This is a genomic window from Aeromonas mytilicola subsp. aquatica, assembly GCF_044336385.1.
In the GTDB taxonomy this organism is placed as follows: domain Bacteria; phylum Pseudomonadota; class Gammaproteobacteria; order Enterobacterales; family Aeromonadaceae; genus Aeromonas; species Aeromonas rivipollensis.
The window spans coordinates 1,014,145-1,033,116 of record NZ_CP172298.1; the positions used below are offsets into that span (position 1 = coordinate 1,014,145).

The 18,972-nt window shown below is 62.6% G+C and carries 19 protein-coding genes and 1 tRNA gene; 15 read left to right on the top strand and 5 right to left on the bottom strand.

What is annotated here, in order from left to right; genetic code table 11:
• From ACFWHB_RS04930 to galE, 8 genes are all read left to right on the top strand, one after another.
• Entirely contained in the window at positions 1 to 480 is a 480-nt protein-coding gene (locus ACFWHB_RS04930) for a DUF2878 domain-containing protein (protein WP_395949583.1), read from the top strand.
• Positions 477 to 695, top strand: a complete 219-nt coding sequence (locus tag ACFWHB_RS04935; RefSeq protein ID WP_025327995.1) for a TIGR02450 family Trp-rich protein — start codon at positions 477 to 479, stop codon at positions 693 to 695. Before ACFWHB_RS04930 ends, ACFWHB_RS04935 begins: the two co-directional genes overlap by 4 nt.
• The gene (locus tag ACFWHB_RS04940) at positions 652 to 1,194 is read left to right on the top strand and encodes a chalcone isomerase family protein (RefSeq protein WP_395949584.1); all 543 of its coding nucleotides are present in this window, start codon (positions 652 to 654) and stop codon (positions 1,192 to 1,194) included. The genes ACFWHB_RS04935 and ACFWHB_RS04940 overlap by 44 nt, the downstream gene beginning before the upstream one ends.
• Positions 1,195 to 1,208: 14 nt before the next feature.
• Entirely contained in the window at positions 1,209 to 1,751 is a 543-nt protein-coding gene (locus ACFWHB_RS04945; RefSeq protein ID WP_395949585.1) for a DUF3833 domain-containing protein, read from the top strand.
• Between the two features lie 130 nt (positions 1,752 to 1,881).
• Complete coding sequence (locus tag ACFWHB_RS04950; RefSeq protein ID WP_106886029.1) at positions 1,882 to 2,349, top strand: Dps family protein; 468 nt, start codon at positions 1,882 to 1,884, stop codon at positions 2,347 to 2,349.
• A gap of 251 nt (positions 2,350 to 2,600) precedes the next feature.
• Positions 2,601 to 4,250, top strand: coding sequence for a hydroxylamine reductase (hcp, locus tag ACFWHB_RS04955; RefSeq protein WP_395949586.1), 1,650 nt, complete (start codon positions 2,601 to 2,603; stop codon positions 4,248 to 4,250).
• Positions 4,251 to 4,422: 172 nt separating this feature from the next.
• Positions 4,423 to 5,442 carry an FAD-binding oxidoreductase gene (locus tag ACFWHB_RS04960; RefSeq protein ID WP_395949587.1) on the top strand — a complete coding sequence of 340 codons (1,020 nt, stop codon included), beginning with the start codon at positions 4,423 to 4,425 and terminating at the stop codon, positions 5,440 to 5,442.
• Between the two features lie 85 nt (positions 5,443 to 5,527).
• Positions 5,528 to 6,541: a UDP-glucose 4-epimerase GalE gene (gene galE, locus ACFWHB_RS04965; RefSeq protein WP_163137177.1), complete on the top strand. Its 1,014-nt coding sequence runs from the start codon at positions 5,528 to 5,530 to the stop codon at positions 6,539 to 6,541.
• Between the two features lie 72 nt (positions 6,542 to 6,613).
• Here galE and ACFWHB_RS04970 read toward each other — a convergent pair whose 3' ends face one another.
• Positions 6,614 to 7,363, bottom strand: a complete 750-nt coding sequence (locus ACFWHB_RS04970) for a DsbA family protein (RefSeq protein WP_106886032.1) — start codon at positions 7,361 to 7,363, stop codon at positions 6,614 to 6,616.
• A gap of 198 nt (positions 7,364 to 7,561) precedes the next feature.
• On the opposite strand from ACFWHB_RS04970, the gene ACFWHB_RS04975 reads away from it, so the two are divergent.
• Positions 7,562 to 7,649 (top strand) — tRNA-Ser (locus tag ACFWHB_RS04975).
• 15 nt (positions 7,650 to 7,664) lie between these two features.
• On the opposite strand, the gene ACFWHB_RS04980 is transcribed toward ACFWHB_RS04975, so the two are convergent.
• From ACFWHB_RS04980 to ACFWHB_RS04990, 3 genes are all read right to left on the bottom strand, one after another.
• Positions 7,665 to 8,123 (bottom strand): MFS transporter, encoded by a 459-nt coding sequence (locus ACFWHB_RS04980; RefSeq protein WP_205598832.1) that lies wholly within the window; start codon positions 8,121 to 8,123, stop codon positions 7,665 to 7,667.
• 117 nt (positions 8,124 to 8,240) lie between these two features.
• Complete coding sequence (locus tag ACFWHB_RS04985; RefSeq protein ID WP_395949588.1) at positions 8,241 to 11,366, bottom strand: multidrug efflux RND transporter permease subunit; 3,126 nt, start codon at positions 11,364 to 11,366, stop codon at positions 8,241 to 8,243.
• 14 nt (positions 11,367 to 11,380) lie between these two features.
• The gene (locus ACFWHB_RS04990) at positions 11,381 to 12,538 is read right to left on the bottom strand and encodes an efflux RND transporter periplasmic adaptor subunit (protein WP_395949589.1); all 1,158 of its coding nucleotides are present in this window, start codon (positions 12,536 to 12,538) and stop codon (positions 11,381 to 11,383) included.
• A gap of 157 nt (positions 12,539 to 12,695) precedes the next feature.
• Here ACFWHB_RS04990 and ACFWHB_RS04995 point away from each other — a divergent pair, with 157 nt between their 5' ends.
• Together ACFWHB_RS04995 and ACFWHB_RS05000 are read left to right on the top strand one after the other, a co-directional pair.
• Positions 12,696 to 13,424 carry a response regulator gene (locus ACFWHB_RS04995; RefSeq protein WP_395949590.1) on the top strand — a complete coding sequence of 243 codons (729 nt, stop codon included), beginning with the start codon at positions 12,696 to 12,698 and terminating at the stop codon, positions 13,422 to 13,424.
• Complete coding sequence (locus tag ACFWHB_RS05000) at positions 13,421 to 14,500, top strand: ATP-binding protein (protein ID WP_395949591.1); 1,080 nt, start codon at positions 13,421 to 13,423, stop codon at positions 14,498 to 14,500. The genes ACFWHB_RS04995 and ACFWHB_RS05000 overlap by 4 nt, the downstream gene beginning before the upstream one ends.
• 208 nt (positions 14,501 to 14,708) lie before the next feature.
• Here ACFWHB_RS05000 and ACFWHB_RS05005 read toward each other — a convergent pair whose 3' ends face one another.
• The gene (locus ACFWHB_RS05005) at positions 14,709 to 15,791 is read right to left on the bottom strand and encodes a permease (RefSeq protein ID WP_395949592.1); all 1,083 of its coding nucleotides are present in this window, start codon (positions 15,789 to 15,791) and stop codon (positions 14,709 to 14,711) included.
• A gap of 107 nt (positions 15,792 to 15,898) precedes the next feature.
• On the opposite strand from ACFWHB_RS05005, the gene ACFWHB_RS05010 reads away from it, so the two are divergent.
• From ACFWHB_RS05010 to arsA, 4 genes are all read left to right on the top strand, one after another.
• On the top strand, positions 15,899 to 16,195 hold the full coding sequence (locus ACFWHB_RS05010) for an ArsR/SmtB family transcription factor (protein ID WP_025327982.1): 297 nt from the start codon (positions 15,899 to 15,901) through the stop codon (positions 16,193 to 16,195).
• Positions 16,196 to 16,282: 87 nt separating this feature from the next.
• Positions 16,283 to 16,651, top strand: a complete 369-nt coding sequence (locus ACFWHB_RS05015) for an ArsR/SmtB family transcription factor (protein ID WP_025327981.1) — start codon at positions 16,283 to 16,285, stop codon at positions 16,649 to 16,651.
• Positions 16,652 to 16,654: 3 nt separating this feature from the next.
• Complete coding sequence (gene arsD, locus ACFWHB_RS05020) at positions 16,655 to 17,071, top strand: arsenite efflux transporter metallochaperone ArsD (protein ID WP_395949593.1); 417 nt, start codon at positions 16,655 to 16,657, stop codon at positions 17,069 to 17,071.
• Positions 17,072 to 17,139: 68 nt separating this feature from the next.
• Positions 17,140 to 18,939, top strand: coding sequence for an arsenical pump-driving ATPase (arsA, locus tag ACFWHB_RS05025; RefSeq protein ID WP_395949594.1), 1,800 nt, complete (start codon positions 17,140 to 17,142; stop codon positions 18,937 to 18,939).
• Positions 18,940 to 18,972 lie beyond the last annotated feature (33 nt).

Sequence of the window (18,972 nt, forward strand, 5' to 3'; positions counted from 1 at the left end):
ATGTGGCAGTGGGCCCAGCTGCTGGGGTTCAACCTCTACTGGTTGCTGGCGGTGAAATGGCAGCAACCAGGCCCGCTGCTGCTGATGTTGTTGCTTCATTTCCTCTTCTCTCCTCGTCGCCGGCAAGACTGGCGGCTCATTCCCGTTGCCCTGGCAGGTTGTCTGCTCGACATCCTGCTCTGGCTGCTCGGTCTGTTCCAGTTTCCGTCCGGCTTCCCCCTCTGGCTGTTGCTGCTCTGGTGCGGTTTTGCCCTGACCCTCTCCCACGGTCTGCGCTGGCTTCGGCCCTTGCCCCGCTGGCAGCAGGCGCTCTTTGGCATGGTGGGGGGCGCCAGCTCCTATGTGGCGGGGGCTGCCATGGGGGCCGTACACTTACCCTGGGGCATCTGGATCAGCACGGCGCTGCTGGCGGTGATCTGGATGTGGTGGTTACCCGTACTGCTGTGGGTAACGGTGACGATGGAGGGTGAGCCGAGATGAACACCTTTTCGACCGACGCCTTGTTGTTTTCCAAATGGACCAAGGAGAGCCAGTACGAGCTGGCCGACCGTTTCTACCTGGTGGTGGCCTGCCAGCGGGATGCGCGAGGTCAACTGGCGAGCGTGGTGATGCAGGATATCAATACCCTGCAGGAACAGGAGATGGACTGGCATGAACTGGAAGATCCCGCCCATTGGCACATGGGGTGGAATTAGCACCTTGCTGGCGGCGCTGATGCTGCTTGTGGCCACTGCCGTGCAGGCCTCTGCCGCTCCCTGGCAACAGCTGCGCCCGGTCGGGCAGGGGGAGATGAGCTGGCTCTGGTTCAAGCTCTATGACGCCACCCTCTACAGCGCAAGCGGACGCTACGAGCCCGGTCGCTATCCGCAGGCCCTCACCCTGACCTATGCCAGGGCCATAGAGCGGGAAGATCTTTTGAGCGCCACCGCCGCCGAGTGGCAGCGGCTCGGGCTTGGCAGCGAGACGGATCGCCAGCGCTGGCTCGGCCGGCTCGCCGCCCTCTGGCCCGACGTCGGGGCGGGGGACAGACTCACCTTCTATGTGGACAGTGCGGGAGCCGGTCACTTCTGGTGGCAGGACAAGCCCCTGGGTTCCCTTGCCGATCCGCAGTTTTCTGCCGCCTTTCTGGCCATCTGGCTCGCCGACAACAGTCGCGATCCCGCCCTTACCCGCCGCCTGCGCGGCCAACCCTGACACTGGAGTCCCTCATGCCTCTCTACCGCACATGGCGCCTTCTGCTGCTGTGGCCACTTCTGCTGCTGGCTGGTTGTGGCACCAGCCTCGATGACTACAGAGGGCAGGGTCCGAACTGGGATCTCGCCCATTTCTTCAATGGCAAGCTGGTGGCCCATGGCCTGGTGACAGACCGTAGCGGCGAAGTGACCAGTCGCTTTCGGGTCGAGATGCAGGGGCGCTGGCGAGAGGGCAAGGGGGAGCTGTTCGAACAGTTCTATTTCGATGACGGTCGCCAGCAGACCCGCACCTGGTTTTTGAGCAAGGGAGCGGATGGGCACTGGCGTGGCACTTCCTCGGACGTGGTGGGGGAAGCGGTGGGCAAGACGGCAGGCTTTGCCCTGAACTGGCGCTATCAACTCGATCTGGCCCTGCCGGACGGGGAGGTGGTGCGGGTGAGCTTCGATGACTGGATGTATCTGCTGGATCAAGATCGCCTGATCAATCGCGCCGAGATCAGCAAGTTCGGCATTCATCTGGGGGAGGTGATCCTCTATATCGAGCGGCTTGAGCGATAAAAGCTGGTATTTTGCCCGCTGACGATAGCCAGTCGCTATCAATGGGCAAGGTATAAGCAATTGTCCTTTGAGTCTGTATGGGGATATGCTGACTCCGTTCCCAAACATGTTTACCACCTGGAGGTGAATGATGAAGAGCCCCATTGGTCTTGATACCGTTCAATCACAAGCCCTGGCCGCCGAGCTGAACAACTTGCTGGCCAGCTACCAGATCCTCTACATGAACGTCCGTGGTTTCCACTGGAACATCCGCGGCAACCAGTTCTTCGAGCTGCACCTGAAATTCGAAGAGATCTACAACGATCTGCTGCTGAAAGTCGATGCCCTGGCCGAGCGCATCCTCACGCTGGATGGGGTGCCCCTGCACAGCTTCAGCGACTACATCAAAGTCTCCGCCATCCCCGAGCAGAAGGGACTGCATGACGGCCGCGCCTGTGTCGAATCCCTGCTGGAGAGTTTCCGCGAGTTGCTGGTGGCCCAGCGCCGCATCCTGGCGCAGGCTGCCGAAGCCGGTGACGAGGGCACCGCCTCCATCCTCTCCGACTATGTGCAGCAGCAGGAAAAGCTGGTCTGGATGCTGCGGGCCTACCTGGACTGATGACATGCAGGGCCGGATGCCACGAGTGGCGCCGGCCCAGCCGTTCTCTTATCCCTTATCCCTTGTTGCTGCAATCCTGAATTGTCTTTGATGTTATCCACCCGCTTGCCGCCCAGTTTGGGCGGCTTTTTTGTTTTTGATCTGCATCAATGAAAACTTAATTGGTAAATTGAATGCCTATTAAGTTTTTCGCGAGGGGCATAGAATCGCCACAAAACAAGCAACTGAAATGTCCAATTAGGAGAGGCATGATGTTTTGTGTGCAATGTGAACAGACAATTCGTACCCCGGCAGGCAACGGCTGCGCTTACGCACAAGGCATGTGCGGCAAGACGGCTGAAACCTCGGATCTGCAGGATGTGCTGATCTATGCGCTGCAGGGCCTCAGCGCCTGGGCGCTGGCCGCCCGCGAGCACGGCGTCATCGACAACGAGATCGATGCCTTCGTGCCCAAGGCCTTCTTCGCCACCCTCACCAACGTCAACTTCGACTCCGCCCGTATCGTCGGCTATGTGAACCAGGCGCTGGCTCATCGTCAGCAGCTGGCCGACCGTCTGGCCGCGCTGGCGGTGCAAGTCAGCGAGCTGCCCGCCGCCGCCCGCTTCGAGCCGGGTACCGAACTGCTGGAACAGCTGGCCCATGCGCCCCAGACCGCGGTCAATCGCGGCAAGAGCGAGGTCAACGAAGACATCATGGGGCTGCGTCTGCTCTGCCTCTACGGCCTCAAAGGCGCCGCTGCCTACATGGAGCACGCCCGGGTGCTGGGTCAGCAAGACAGCGCCGTGGCGGCCGAATTCCACCGCATCATGAGCTGGCTCAGCACGGATCCGAGCGATCTGGATCCCCTGTTCAAGTGCGCCATGGAGATAGGTCTGCTCAACTTCAAAATCATGGAGATGCTGGATCTCGGCGAGACCACTGCGTTTGGCCACCCTGAGCCGACCCAGGTGCGCGTCACTCCGGTGCCGGGCAAGTGCATCCTGGTCTCAGGCCACGACATGATGGATCTCAAGCTGATCCTGGAGCAGACCGCGGGCACAGGCATCAATGTCTACACCCACGGCGAAATGCTGCCGGCGCTGGCCTATCCCTTCTTCAAGCAGTACCCCCATCTGGTGGGCAACTACGGCTCCGCCTGGCAGAACCAGCAAAAAGAGTTTGCCAACTTCCCGGGCGCCGTTGTGATGACCTCCAACTGCATCATCGACCCCAACGTGGGCGACTACAGCGATCGCATCTTCACCCGCTCCATCGTCGGCTGGCCGGGGGTGACGCACCTGGAAGGGGATGATTTCTCCGCCGTGGTGGCGAAGGCGCAGGTGCTGGAGGGCTTCAAGCACACCGAGCTCGAGCACTTCATCACCATAGGCTTTGCCCGCAACGCCCTGATGCAAGCCGCCCCCGCGGTAATCGACAAGGTCAAGGCCGGCGAGATCAGCCACTTCTTCCTGGTGGGCGGTTGTGACGGCGACAAGGCCGAGCGCGCCTACTTCACCGAGTTTGCCAAGGCCGCCCCCCAAGACAGCCTGTTGCTCACCCTGGGCTGCGGCAAGTACAAGTTCAACAAGCTCGATTTCGGCGATATAGGCGGCATTCCCCGTCTGCTGGACGTGGGCCAGTGCAACGATGCCTACTCCGCCATCCAGCTCGCACTGGCGCTCTCCGAGGCGTTCGAGTGCGGCGTCAACGATCTGCCGCTGACCCTGGTGCTCTCCTGGTTCGAGCAAAAAGCCATTGTCATTTTGCTCACCCTGCTGGCGCTCGGGGTGAAGGACATCCGCACCGGCCCGACCGCCCCGGCCTTCCTCACCCCGGCCCTGCTCAAGGTGCTGGAGGAGCAGTTCGGTCTCAAGGGAACCACCACGGCCGAAGCAGATCTGGCCGAGATACTGGCGGCCTGATCAAGGTGCTGGAGACATAGTCCGGTCTCAAGGGAACCACCACGGCCGAAGCGGATCTTGCCGAGATACTGGCGGCCTGATCCGGGCTTGGCCCACCATGTTGTAAGCCTTTGGCGAGCCCCCGGCTCGCCTTTTTTCACTGAGATGCCTTTTATAAAAGAGGAGCCTTGCGATGACCTCCACCTCTCTTTCCCTGCGCTGCATTGGCCGTCGTGCGGATACCCACGACGTGACCAGCTGGCAGTTTGTCGCCACCGAGGGTTCGCTGCCCCCCGTGCTGGCCGGCCAGTGTGTGACCCTGCACACAGAGATAGACGGCCAGCCCCTGTGCCGCGCCTACACTCTCTCCTCCAGCCCGCAAGATCCTTTCTGGCAGGTCACCATCAAGGATGTGGGGCTGGTGTCCCATCATCTGCACCAGAGTCTGCAGGTGGGGGACGAGATCCGGGCCGACGGCCCCTTCGGTGACTTCCATCTGACCGCCTTGCCCTGCGAGCGACCGCTGTTGCTGAGTGCGGGCTCCGGCATCACCCCCATGTGGGCCATGCTGCGAGACGAGCTGGTCAAACGACCGGAGGCGGACATCCGCTTTGTCCACAGCGCCCGCTCACCCCAGGATGTGATCTTCGCGGATGAATTGGCCGCGCTGGCCGAGGCTCATGCCGGGCTGCGCCATGCCCTAGTACTGGAGAGAGTGCTGGAAGAGACTCCGACGGCTCACCCCTGGGTGGGGCGTCTCACACCCTCCATGCTCAAGGAACTGGCGCCGGACTTGCTCGGCCGCCACGTCTATCTCTGTGGGCCCGCCCCCTATATGGCGGCGGTGAGCACCATGCTGGCAGAGCTGGGGCTGCCGGCGGCGCAGCTGCATCAGGAGTCGTTCGGCTTGCCTGCTGTTACATCGGACGCAGCGCCAGTTGCCGCCGGGGGTGACCATTTCTGGCTGACCCTGAAAAAGAGCGGCAAGAAGGTGAAGATACTGCCGGGTCAGACCCTGCTGGCCGCGCTCGAGGGGGCGGGGCAGACCATGATGGCCGCCTGCCGCGCCGGGGTGTGCGGGGCCTGCCGCTGCACCACGACTGGCGAGATCGAACGCCAGAGCGTGATGACTCTCAGCCCGCAGGATCTGGAGAGCGGGGTAGCGCTCGCCTGCTCCTGCACCGCAAGGGGGGATGTCGGCCTCGACTACTAAGGGGCGTCATAGGTATCCCGAGCTTTTCCCGCGCGGGCAGGGCGGGTAGACTCAGCTCCAGTTTCCTCAAAGCACGGGATAAAAAATGACAATTCTGGTCACGGGCGGTGCCGGTTATATCGGCTCCCACACCTTGGTTGAGCTGCTGGGCGCCGGCCAGCAGGTGGTGGTACTGGACAATCTCTCCAACTCCTCCCCCGAATCCCTCAGGCGGGTCGAGCGGATCACCGGCAAGGCGGTCACCTTCGTCGAGGGCGACATTCTGGACAGGGACTGCCTGCAACGGCTGTTCGCCGCCCACAAGATCGAGTCTGTGATCCACTTCGCCGGCCTCAAGGCGGTGGGGGAGTCCAGCCAGATCCCGCTCACCTACTACCAGAACAACGTGACCGGCACCCTGGTGCTGTGCGAAGAGATGGCCAAGGCCGGCGTGTTCCGCCTGGTGTTCAGCTCCTCGGCCACCGTCTATGGCGATCCCGCCTCTGTGCCCCTGCGGGAAGATTTCCCCACCAGCGCCACCAACCCTTACGGCCGCTCCAAGCTGATGGTGGAGGAGATACTGCGGGATCTCTCCCAATCCGATCCCCGCTGGGCCATAGTGCTGCTGCGCTACTTCAACCCGGTCGGTGCCCACGAGAGCGGCCTCATCGGCGAAGATCCCAACGGCATTCCCAACAACCTGCTGCCCTATATCAGCCAGGTCGGTGTCGGCAAGCTCAAGGAGCTGGGGGTGTTTGGCAACGACTACCCGACGCCGGACGGCACCGGGGTGCGCGACTACATCCACGTGGTGGATCTCGCCATAGGTCACCTCAAGGCGCTGGCCCGCATCGGGAGCGACACCGGGGTCTTCACCTACAACCTGGGCACAGGTCAGGGTTACTCAGTGCTGGAGATGGTCAAGGCGTTCGAAACCGCAAGTGGTCGCCCCATTCCCTACCAGATCAAGCCCCGTCGCCCCGGCGACATCGCCGAATGCTGGGCCGAGCCTACCCTGGCCCGGGACGAGCTGGGCTGGCAGGCGGAGCGTGGACTCGAGCAGATGATGGTGGACACCTGGCGCTGGCAAAGCAACAACCCCAACGGCTATCAGGCCTGAGGGACTGGAGCCTGAATGACAAAACGCCCCGGCATCGCGATGCCGGGGCGTTTTTTACGAGCGAAGAGCGGGTTACTGAATGCTCTTGCCGGCTCGCACGTCCTTGATGAAGCCTTTCAGGCTCGCCAGATCGCGGGGGGCACCGCGCAGGATCTGATCGCCGATGATAAAGGCCGGGGTGCCGGAGATGCTCATGGCCTCGGCCAGCGCACGGTTGGTACCCAGGTTCTGATCTATGCTGCCGTCCTTGATCTTGGCCTCGACCTTGCTCCAGTTGACGCCTGCCGCCTCCGCAAGCTGCTTCACCTGGGCTTCGTCGGAGAGCGGGCCCTGATGGGCATAGAGCTTGTCGTGGAAGGCCTGGTACTTGTCAGGCTGGCCGAGCTTCACCGCCAGCGCCGCGCGGGCGGCATAGTAGGAGGTCTCGCTCAGTATGGGGAACTGCTTGTAGATGTAGCGGATGTCCTTGTCTTCAGCGAGCAGTTGCTGGATGAGGGGGTGGGCCCGCTTGCAGTAGCCGCAGTTGTAGTCGAAGAACTCGACCACGGTCAGGCTGCCTTTGGGGTTGCCGGTCTCGGGATCCTGGTTGGCGAAGAGCTGCTTGGCATGGGCCTCGATCAGCGTCTTGTCGTTCTCGGCCTGCTGGCTCTCCTGCTTGGCGCGCAGGGCATTGGACATCTCGACCAGTATTTCCGGATTCTTGACCAGATAGTCGCGCACGATCTGCTCGACGTCGCTCTTGGTCAGCTCGCTCGCCTGCACCGGCGCCGCAAGCAGGGTCGCGCCGGTCAAGGCGGCGAACAGGGCATGTTTGATTCTCATATGTCCATCTTGCTGGGAATATCGTGGAGGCCACTATAGTGGGTGAGTCTGTTTTCAAGTCAAGCCATCCGGTTGAAAAAGCACGGTTTGGGCCGAGTCTGCGGGTTTTGTTGGTCATTTAGCCCAATAAATCGGCAAACGAACAGAGCGGGGATTTACAAGGGGGATCGTCATGGGTAATATGCGTCGCACTGCTGCGGAGGGGTGGCAGAGCGGCTGAATGCACCGGTCTTGAAAACCGGCGATGGGCGACCATCCGTGGGTTCAAATCCCACCTCCTCCGCCATTTATACGGCCCATCTCAATCATTGATTGAGATGGGCTTTTTCGTATTCGCGTGCCACAGACCCAGCGCCATGGCGCGCTCATCCTGGTCTTCGAAGGTGCGACTTATGGTGCCAAGCACGCAGGGCATGATCATCGCGCCCCCCAGGGCCAGCAGCACCCGTGCGCCTATGAGCATGGCGGGCGTCGGCGCAAAGGCGGCAAGCAGGGAAGAGACCCCGAAGATGACCAGCCCGGTGAGCAGCAGACGCCGGTTGCCGATGCGGTCCGCCAGTGTGCCCATGGGCACCAGCAGCCCCGCCATCAGCAGCGGATAGATGTCGATGATCCACAGTACCTCGGTCGCGGATGCGCCCAGGGCCTGGGTCAGGGAAGGCACGGCTATGTGCAATATGGTCATGTCGATGACCACCGGCAGGAAGGCCAGCATGACGGCCAGCAGCACCAGCCAGCGGCGTTGGGTGTCAGAGAACATGGATTGACTCCTCCGTAATGATGAATGAACGGGGGCTGGCTGCGCTGACCTCAACCCCCGCTGTCTGGCTGCCCTCGTTCAGGCCGCAGGGCAGGAAGGTGGGCTGCAACACTGGCATCATTGCTCCCCCCTGTGCACTCGCCGGGCCCGCCAGACCTGAAAGCGCTCCTGGGTGCCGATGACGAAGACAAAGAAGACCGGCACGAAGAAGATGGCCAGCAGGGTGCCGCTGATCATGCCGCCGAATACGCCGGTGCCGATGGCATGCTGGGTCTCCGCGCTGGCGCCGCTGGCGAGCATCAGCGGCATCACGCCCAGGGTGAAGGCCAGCGAGGTCATCAGGATGGGGCGCAGGCGCAGGCGTGCGGCAGTCACAGCCGCGTCTATCAGCGTGCGCCCCTCGGCGTGCAACTGGCGTGCAAACTCGACGATGAGGATGGCGTTCTTGGCCGACAGACCGATGATGGTGATCATGCCCACCTTGAAGAAGACATCGTTGGGCATATCGCGCAGCATCACGGCGGCGACGGTGCCGAGTAACCCCAGCGGTACCACCAGCATCACCGACAGCGGGATGGACCAGCTCTCGTAGAGCGCCGCCAGCACCAGGAAGACCACCAGCGCCGACAGCAGCATCAGCATGGGGGCCTGGGCCGCTGACTGACGCTCCTGCAACGACTGCCCCGTCCAGGCCAGGGCGAAGCCTTGCGGCAATTGCGCCACCAGGCGCTCCATCTCCTCCATGGCGGCGCCGCTGGATATCCCGGGTGCGGCACTCCCGGAAAGACGCACGGCGGGGAAGCCCTCGAAGCGCATCATCTGCTGCGGGGATTCGCTCCATACCGGTGTCACCACCTCCCGCAGGGGCACCATGCCGCCGCTGGCATTGCGCACCCGCAGGCCGAGCACGTCGTCGAGCTGCATGCGGGCCTTGGCGTCGGCCTGCAGAATGACCTGCTGCATGTGCCCGCCGTTGGGGAAGTCGTTGACGTAAAGCGACCCCATCGCGGTCGACAGTGTGCTGCTCACACTGGTAAACGAGAGCCCCATGGCCTCGGCCTTCTGCCGGTTGATCTCGAGGTGAATGCTCTCGCCGGGGGGCAGGCTGTCCGGGTAGACATCGCTCACCACCTCGCTGTTGGCGGCCAGCGTCAGCAGTTGTGCCTGGGCGGCCAGCAGCGCGGCTTCCCCCCGATTGGCCCTGTCCTGCAGGAAGAGCGTGAAACCCGAAGAGGTGCCCAGTTCGTCGATGGCGGGCGGCAACAGACTCATCACTGTGCCCTCCCTGCTGTTGGCCATGGCCGCCTGTGCCAGCTCCGCCTCTTCGGCGGCTGTGGCGCCATGGCGCTGATCCCAGTCTTTGAGCATGGTGAAGGCCATGGCCGCATTGGGGCCTGCGCCGGAGAAGCTGAAACCCTGCACCACCAGGTTGGTGTCCAGCGCCTCTCGAGAGGCGACGTGGGCCTCGAACTCCTTGATCACCGCCAGGGTGCGCTCGCTGGTGGCGCCGGTCGGCAGCTGGATGGAGGTCATGAAGTAGCCCTGATCCTCGTCCGGCAGGAAAGAGGAGGGCAGCTGGGCGGCGGCGACGGCCAGCACGGCGCAGAGGGCGGCGAAGGCCGCCATCATGCGTCCGCTGCGCCCGACCAGCCGGGTTACCCGGGCGCCGTAGCCCGCGGTGAGCCGCTCGAACCCCCGGTTGAAGGCACCGAAGAAGCCGCGCTTCTCATGATGATCCGGGCTGACCGGATGCAGCAATGTGGCGCAGAGCGCCGGCGTCAGGGTCAGGGCGAGGAAGGCCGAAATGAGGATGGACACCGCCATCGACAGGGTGAACTGCTGGTAGATGACCCCCACCGAGCCGCTGCCGAACGCCATGGGGATGAACACAGCCGTGAGCACCAGAGTTATGCCGATCACCGCCCCGGTGATCTCCTTCATGGCCTGCGAGGTCGCCTCTCGGGGCGACAGTCCCTGGGTGGCCATCAGGCGCTCGACGTTCTCCACCACCACTATTGCGTCGTCGACTATGATGCCGATGGCCAGCACCATGCCGAACATGGTCAGGGAGTTGATGGAAAAGCCGGCAAGCAGCATCACCGCGAAGGTGCCGAGCAGGGCTATGGGGGCGACTATGGCCGGGATCAGGGTGTAGCGCAGGTTCTGCAGGAAGAGGAACATCACCAGGAACACCAGCACCATGGCCTCCAGCAGGGTGTGGATCACCTTGTCGATGGAGACCTTGACGAAGGGGGCCGAGTCAAACGGGATCGAATAGACCATGCCCGCCGGCAGGGTAGGGGCTAGCTGGGCGAGACGGGTGCGCACCGCATCGGCGGTACGCACGGCGTTGGCACCGGGAGAGAGCTGGATGGCGGCGCTGGTGGCGGCCACGCCGTTCTCCCGGTTGGCAAAGGTGTAGGATTGCGCCCCCAGCTCGACCCGGGCGACATCACCCAGCACCAGCTTGGCGCCATCGGCGCCGGCCCGCAGCACTATGGCGGCGAACGCCTCGGGGGTTGTCAGCTGTCCTTGAACCGTGAGGGGAACCGTCAGGTGCTGCCCCGGCAGGGCGGGTTCGTCGCCGATGCGCCCCGGCGCTATCTGGACGTTCTGCTGCTCTATGGCCTGCGCCACCTCGCCTATGGTCAGCCCGTAGGCGGAGAGCTTGCCCGGATCCACCCAGATGCGCATGGCCTGCTCGGCGCCAAACAGCTGCACTCGTCCCACGCCGTCGATGCGGCGCAGCTCCTGAACGATATTGCGCGCCATGTAGTCGTTCAGGGCTACTTCATCAAAGCGGCCATCCGGCGAGGTCATGCCGACCATCATCAGAAAACCCGACGAGGCGGACTCCACCTGCAGGCCGTTCTGCCGCACCGCCTGTGGCAGGCGAGGTTCGACCGCCTTGATGCGGTTTTGTACGTCCATCTGGGCCAGCTCCGGGTCTGTGCCTGGCTTGAAGGTGGCGGTGATCTGCGCGCTGCCCGAGGCGTCCACCGATGACTCGAAGTAGAGCAGGTTCTTCACCCCCGACAGCTCACGCTCGATAAGGCTCACCACCGCATCGTTCAGGGTCTGCGGCGTGGCGCCCGGATAGGTGGCATAGAGGGTCACCGACACCGGCGCCACCGAGGGATAGCGGGAGATGGGCAGCTTGGGGATGGCGATGACCCCCGCCAGCACGATGAAGAGGGCGATCACCCAGGCAAATACCGGGCGATGAATAAAAAACTGCGGCATGGAATGTCTCCGATTCAGCGGATGTCTGCGTCGGCCTGCTGGCTGACGGCGGGTGGTTGCCAAGGGTGGGCAATGACCTGCGCCCCCGGGGTCAGGCGGTCGATCCCTTCGATCACCACCCGTTGCCCGGCGCTGAGCCCGGACGCGATGCGGTACTGGCGATCCACCAGTTCAGCGGTGTTGACCGGGACCTGCTGTGCCTGCCCCTGGCCATCCACCACCCACACGCAGGTCTGACCCGATGTGCGCACCAGGGCCTGCTGGGGCACGCTCAGGGCGCTGGCGTAGTGAGCCCGGGGAATGCGCGCCTGCACGTAGAGGCCGGGCAACAGGCGCCGCTCCGGGTTGTCTACCAGCACCCGCAGCAGCACGTCACCGGTACCGGCATCCACCTCGATGCCGGAGAAGAGGATGTGCCCCTGCATGCCGAGCGGCTTGCCATCGCTGCCGAGGATCTCCACCGCCAGTTCAGGTGCCGTTGAGCCTGCCTGCTGGCGCAGGGTTTCCAGCACAGAGGCCGGTTGGCGGACATCGACATAGACCTGATCGATCTGCTGGATCCTGGCCATGGGGGTGGCATCGGTGGGCGACACCAGGGCCCCTTCGCTCACCAGGGCCTGATCGATGCGCCCGGCGATGGGGGCCTCCACGCTGGCAAATTGCAGGTTCAGCTTGTGCCGTGCCAGGGTCGCCTGGGCCTGGGCCACGTCGGCGGCCGCCTGATCCCGCAGGGAGAGGGCGTCGTCATAGGTCTGGCGACTGATGGCCTCGGTGCGCAGCAGCGGCACCAGGCGGTCAACCTGGATGCGGGCGCGCGCCAGCACGGCCTCGGCCCGCTGCAATGCCGCGGCGGCGCTGTCGACGTCTGTCTTGAAGGGGGCCGGGTTTATCTGGAACAGCACTGTACCCGCGCTGATCTCGGCGCCCTGCTCGAACAGGCGGCGCTGCACTATGCCGCTGATCTGGGCGCGAATTTCGGCGCTGCGCAGTGCCGCCACCCGGGCGGGCAGATCCTCGCTGATGACAAGATCTTCTCCTGCCAGCGTCATCACCGACACCTGAAGGGGGGCCGGCGCATCTTGCGCTTGCGGCGCCCTATCACAACCCGCCAACCCGAATACGGCAATGACTACAAGCAGGGTGCCCGCATACCGCTGTCTGACAAACATCATCCATTCACCTCGTTAAACCGTCTCCCCGGCATGGTGTTGCCGCGAGAGCACATCGAGCGGGCATTATGGAGAGGGGCTATTGCGAATGATTCGAGGCTTTGTGGAGAATCCATGGAGGCGGTGATAAAGTTCAAGCCCACCATTTTCGAGTCCGACCATGTCGTATCTTCCTGCTTCCGCCAGCCCGGCGGCCCAGTCACTGGTACTGATTGCAGAGGATGAAGCCGAGATCGCCGAGATCCTCGCCGCTTACCTGCAACGTCACGGATTGCGTACTCTTCATGCCGCCGATGGCCGCGAGGCGCTGGCCATGCACCAGGCATTCAAGCCCGATCTCCTGCTGCTGGATGTACAGATGCCGCAGCTCGATGGCTGGCAGGTGCTCAGCGAGATCCGGGCCCGTGGCGACACGCCTGTGATCATGCTGACCGCCCTGGATCAGGACCTCGACAAGCTGATGGGGCTGCGCATGGGGGCGGATGACTATGTGGTCAAACCCTTCAACCCGGCCGAAGTGGTGGCCCGGGTTCAGGCGGTGCTCAGGCGCACCAAGGCCGCAACCCCCGCCACTGCCCGGGTGCTGCGGGTCGGCCCCTTCCAGATCGATCTGGAGAGTCACGAAGCCAGCATTTGCCGCGATGACGGACAACAGCGGCTGGATCTGACCCTGACCGAGTTCAAGTTGCTCGCCTCTTTGATGCGGGCGCCGAAACGGGTGTTCAGCCGCGCCGAACTGCTGACCCACTGCCTGCCCGAAGGGGATACCCAGGAACGCACTGTGGACAGCCACATCAGCAAGCTGCGCAAGAAATTCGAGGCCCACGGCATCCAGGGGGTACCTGCCAGTGTCTGGGGGGTCGGTTATCGCTTCGGTGGCGACGCATGAAACCGGCTCCCGGCCTGCGCAGGCAGATCATCCACGCCCTGGGCCTGATGGCGCTCGGCATCATCTCCCTCGCGGTGATCGGCACCTATGTGTTCTATGCCATCGCCGTGACCTACCTGCCCGGCAGCATCTCCGAGAGCTGGATACCCTCCAGGGTGGAGATGATCTGGGTCGGCTCTACCATTCTCATCGCATTGGGTATGGCGCTGTACGTGGCGGTTCGCCTCTCTCGCCGCATCCTGACCCCCCTCAACTCGGTGGCAAACAGCCTGCGAGAGGTGGCACAGGGCAGGCTCGACGCCCGCGTGCCGATCGATGAACAGGCAATAGGGGAGACGGCGCAACTGGTGCGCGACTTCAACACCATGGCCGAGCGGCTGCAGAGCATGACCCGCGAGCGAGAGTTCTGGAATGCCGCCATCGCCCACGAATTGCGCACTCCCGTGACCATTTTGCGTGGCCGCTTGCAGGGGCTGGCCGAAGGGGTATTTTTGCCAGAGCGCGAACTCTTCGAAAGCTTGCTGCGTCAGGTGGAGGGCCTCACCCACCTGATCGAAGACTTGCGGGTATTGAGCCTCAACGACAGCGGCCACCTGGAGCTGCAACGCTCAGAGGTCAGGCTGGCAGACGAGCTCAGTGTGGTGCTTGACGCCTTTGCCAGCCCCCTGGCCGCGAGCGGTTTCATGTTGAAGCGGGAGCTCGATGCCGAACTCCCTGTCTGCTGCGATGCACTTCGCATCCGTCAGGCCCTGATGGCGCTGTTGGAAAATGCCCAGAAGCACGCCGTGCCGGGCCTGCTGACAGTGCGCCTGCAACGCTCGGGTGCCCTGTGCACTCTGAGCGTGGAAGACGAGGGGCCAGGGATCGGCGAGGAGGTTGCTGCCTATATCTTCGATGCGTTTCGCCGGGGGGATCCGTCGCGCTCGCGCAAGAGCGGCGGCAGCGGGCTCGGGCTCGCCGTGGTCAAGGCCATTGCCGAGGCCCACGGCGGCAGTGCCCTCTGCCAGCCCAACGGGCGGGGCGGCACCACATTCCTGCTTTCCTGGCCCATTCAGGTCGCTGACGACAGGCCATGACTCCTGCCAACCTCCTCCTTTATCTGTTGCGGGTGTGGTGCGGTAAGCCTGATCCGCGGAGATGGGTGAGCGAGAGTATGCCCTTCTCCACATATCCAAGTTCATCCGATTGATTGGGATGGCTTTTTCTGGTCTGTGAGTTTTCAGCTCCCGTCCCTTCGCCCACGCCATTCTCTTGCTCCATCTCACAGCGTCGGTGCGGCCGATCTCAGGCCAGGGCCGCAGACAGTCCTTGTGCCAGGTAACCCATCAGGATGGCCATTCCCAGGATCACGGTGAGGAATGCCACCATCATGGGGGTTCTGAACATCGACTTGAGCAGGATCACCTCGGTTAGGCTGGCCCCCGCACTGCCGATGATGAGTGCCATCACAGCCCCCATGCCCATCCCTTTGCCCAGCAGCACAGATGCCAGAGGGATCACGGCCTCTGCCCGGATATAAAGCGGAATGCCCACAACGGCGCTCAATGGGATCGCCAGCGGGTTGTCAGCCCCGGCGTGGGCGGCTATCCACTCAGCCGGAATAAAACCGTAGATAAATGACCCGACGAGCACCCCCAGCAGCAGGTAGGGCAGCACCTCCCTGAATTGTTGCCAGGCATCCGCCCGCGCCTTGGCGAAGGCCGTGGGAATGGCTGGGGCCTGAGTCAGGGCCCCAGTGCCGTCTGAGCAGCAAGAGAGGGCTGGCGTGGCCTCGGGTTGTGCGGGCCGGCAAGATGCCTGAGCCTTTAGCGGTGTGACTGACTTGATAGCCTTGCTTGAGCAGCAAGGGGTTGCGCTCACACTGGCAGGTTCACTCGTCGTGGTGCCACAACCCGTGCCACAGCTGCTTTGCTTGGCCTCTTTGGGGTCAATCACATGACGCTCGAATCCCAGCATGTCCAGCAGCATGCTCGCCAGTACAGAGACGCTGGCGGCGATAACGGCATACAGGACCGTCAGTTTCCAGCCGAAGGTGACCCACATCAGGCCGACGATGATCGGATTGAGCAGCGGCGAGACGAACAGGAAGGTCAGGGTTGGCCCGAAACCGGCTTTGGCGGACAGGAGTCCGCGCAGCATGGGGATGGTCGAGCAGCTGCAAAAGGGGGTCAGGGCACCCAGTAGAGCCGAAATCAAATAGCCTCTGCCTTTTCTAGCCCCCAGCATGGCCTGGATCTTGGCATCGGGGATCTTCTGGCGGATCAAGCTGACCCCAGCACTGATCACCAGAAACAGCACAGAAAGCTCGAAAGCCAGGAACAAAAACATCCGAGATGCATCCGTCAGCATGGTTAACCAGTCATTCATCTTCATATCCTCTTGGGTTTTACTATATTTCTAAAATAATAGAAGTATGTGGGTGGTCAAGATATTTCTGGTAATATCGAAATGTCATCTATGAAGAGGGTTGGAGCATGGAGTTGGAAGCGGTCGCCAAGGCATTGAAAGAGTTGGGTCACCCGACTCGCTTGTTTATTTTCAAGCACCTGGTCAAGGCCGGGGAGCAAGGCCTGCCCGTGGGAGACTTACAAAAGCAGCTCGCCATTCCCGCCTCGACCCTGAGCCATCATATTGCGGCCCTGGTCTCGGTCGGGCTGGTCAAGCAGAACCGGGAGAGCCGCACCCTGCTGTGCGTCTCTCAATACGAGGTGCTGGAAGAGATCATCGCGTTTTTCCGCGAGGAGTGCTGTGTGAACGACAAGAGGGAGTGAGGAGATCGACGATAGGCTCTGGTCATGTTGATCATTTCAATAATTCTTGTATAGTTGAAATCATGAAGTGAATGAAGGGGAAGTTCCATGAACAAAGAGATCGCCACCAAGGTATTCGAGTCCCTCGCATCCGGCATTCGCCTCGATGTGTGGCGTCTGCTGGTCAAGGCCGGGTTGGAAGGTCAGGTTGCCGGCCAGTTGGCCAGCGAGCTCGACATAGCCCCCAACACCCTCTCGTTTCACCTGAAAGCCATGCTGCACGCGGGTCTGCTCTCGGTGGAGCAGGAGGGGCGCTTTTTGCGCTATCGCGCCAACATTCCCCTGATGCTGAGTCTTATCGGCTACCTCACCGAGGAGTGCTGCGCCGGTCATCCGGAAGCCTGCGGGGTGATGAGAGCCGAATCCGGCTGCTCGCCCCATGTGTTGCCTGCGCAGCCTTGCTGCAATGAGGAATAGATCATGAGACTGATACAAGTATTCGACCCGGCCCTGTGCTGTTCCAGCGGGGTATGTGGCGCAGAGGTTGACCAAAATCTGGTGGCCTTTGCCGGCGATGCCGAATGGCTCAAGCAACAAGGTGGCTCTCTATACCGATTCAACCTGGCACAACAACCCCTGGTCTTCGCCGAGACTCCGGCAGTGGCCTCCTTCCTGGAACTGACCGGGGAAGAAGGACTGCCTGTGACCCTGGTGGATGGTCAGGTGGTACTCACCGGTCGTTACCCCAGCCGCGCTGAACTGATCCGTTATGCGGGACTGGCATTACCTAAAGCCCCGGGAAGCGATGGCACAGAAGTCGAACCGCCAGATGTCGAGCCAAGCAAAGCGGGCGTCGTCAAGAGTGGCTGCTGCTCCGGCAGCAGTGGTTGCTGCTAAGGGTGATCCTTTAGCGGGCAAGCGCTCTGCTCGGTCAATTGCCTCGTTGTTTCTGATAGGAGTCTCTCATGTCCCCGTTTCTGAACTACTCGTTTCTCCATGATGCACCGCCGTTTCTCTTCTTCACCGGCAAGGGCGGGGTGGGCAAGACCTCGCTGGCCTGTGCCAGTGCGGTTGCCTTGTGTGACAGTGGCAAACGGGTACTGCTGGTCAGCACGGATCCGGCCTCAAACGTAGGCCAGGTATTCGATACCCAGATAGGCAACAAGATGACCGCCATAGCGGCGGTCAGTGGGTTGTCAGCACTGGAGATTGACCCGCAAGCCGCCGCACAAGCCTATCGGGAACGTATCGTCGGCCCGGTGCGCGGCAAGCTGCCCGAGAGCGTGGTGCGCAGCATCGAGGAGCAACTCTCCGGTGCCTGCACCACAGAGATCGCCGCCTTCGACGAATTCACGGCCCTGCTTACCGACAAGGCGTTGCTGGCAGAATATGACCATATCGTCTTCGATACGGCCCCCACCGGCCACACCATACGTCTGTTGCAGTTGCCGGGTGCATGGAGCGAGTTTCTGGAGCAAGGCAAGGGGGATGCTTCCTGTTTAGGGCCCTTGGCAGGGCTGGAAAAACAGCGCAGCCAATACGCCGAGGCCGTTGCTGCCTTGTCCGATGCAGAGAAAACCCGGCTGATTCTGGTCGCCCGGGCGCAAGCCTCGACCCTTCGGGAAGTGGCGCGAACCCATGACGAACTGGCGACCATAGGCCTTGCCAATCAGCAACTGGTCATCAATGGCATCTTCCCGGAAAGCGAACTGGTTGATGACCCCTTGGCGACTGCCCTGTGGCAACGAGAGCAGCTGGCTATGGCTCAAATGCCAGCGCTGCTGGCCAGCCTGCCACAAGACAGAGTGCCGCTGTTGGCGACCAATCTGGTTGGGGTGGACAGCCTGCGCCAGTTACTCGGCGCAGCGCCTGTCAACGGGAACCTCGAGGTCGAACGCCCGGCCGCCGAGTCACAGGACCAGCAACATCCCGGCTTGAAGCAACTGGTCGATGAGCTGGCCAGCGATGGTCATGGGCTCATCATGCTGATGGGCAAGGGCGGTGTGGGTAAAACCACTCTGGCGGCGGCAGTGGCGGTGGAGCTCGCCAGCCGGGGGCTACCGGTTCACCTGACCACCTCAGATCCCGCAGCCCATCTGGGAGAGACACTGGCAGGGGCACTGCCGAACCTGGCGGTGAGTCGTATCGATCCCCACGCCGAGACCGAGCGTTACCGTGCCCAGGTGCTGGCCACCAAGGGGGCGAGTCTGGATGCACAGGGCCGCGCCCTGCTGGAAGAAGATTTGCGTTCCCCCTGTACCGAAGAGATCGCCGTGTTTCAGGCCTTCTCGCGGATCATTCGCGAGGCGGGCAAGCGCTTCGTGGTGATGGATACGGCGCCGACCGGCCACACCCTGTTGCTGCTCGATGCGACCGGTGCCTATCACAGGGAAATTGCACGCCAGATGGGGGGCAAGGGGATGCACTTCACCACCCCCATGATGCAACTGCAAGACCCGAAACAGACCAAGGTGATGATAGTCACCCTGCCCGAGCCCACCCCGGTGCAGGAGGCGGCCAATCTGCAAGCCGACTTGCGCCGCGCCGGTATCGAGCCCTGGGCCTGGGTAGTGAATCACATGCTGGTCCCTGCCAGCGTCAGCTCCCCCCTGCTTGCCCAGCGAGCCTATCGCCAGCAGCCCCATATCGAAGCGGTCAAGGAGGAGCATGGGAAGCGTTATGCCGTGGTGCCCTTGCAAGCTGTCGAGCCGGTCGGCGTCAAGGCTCTGCAAGACTTATGTCACCCTGCCCACAAGGAGGGGTGAGACAGAGCGCCCTATGATGCTTGCGTCGTCGCG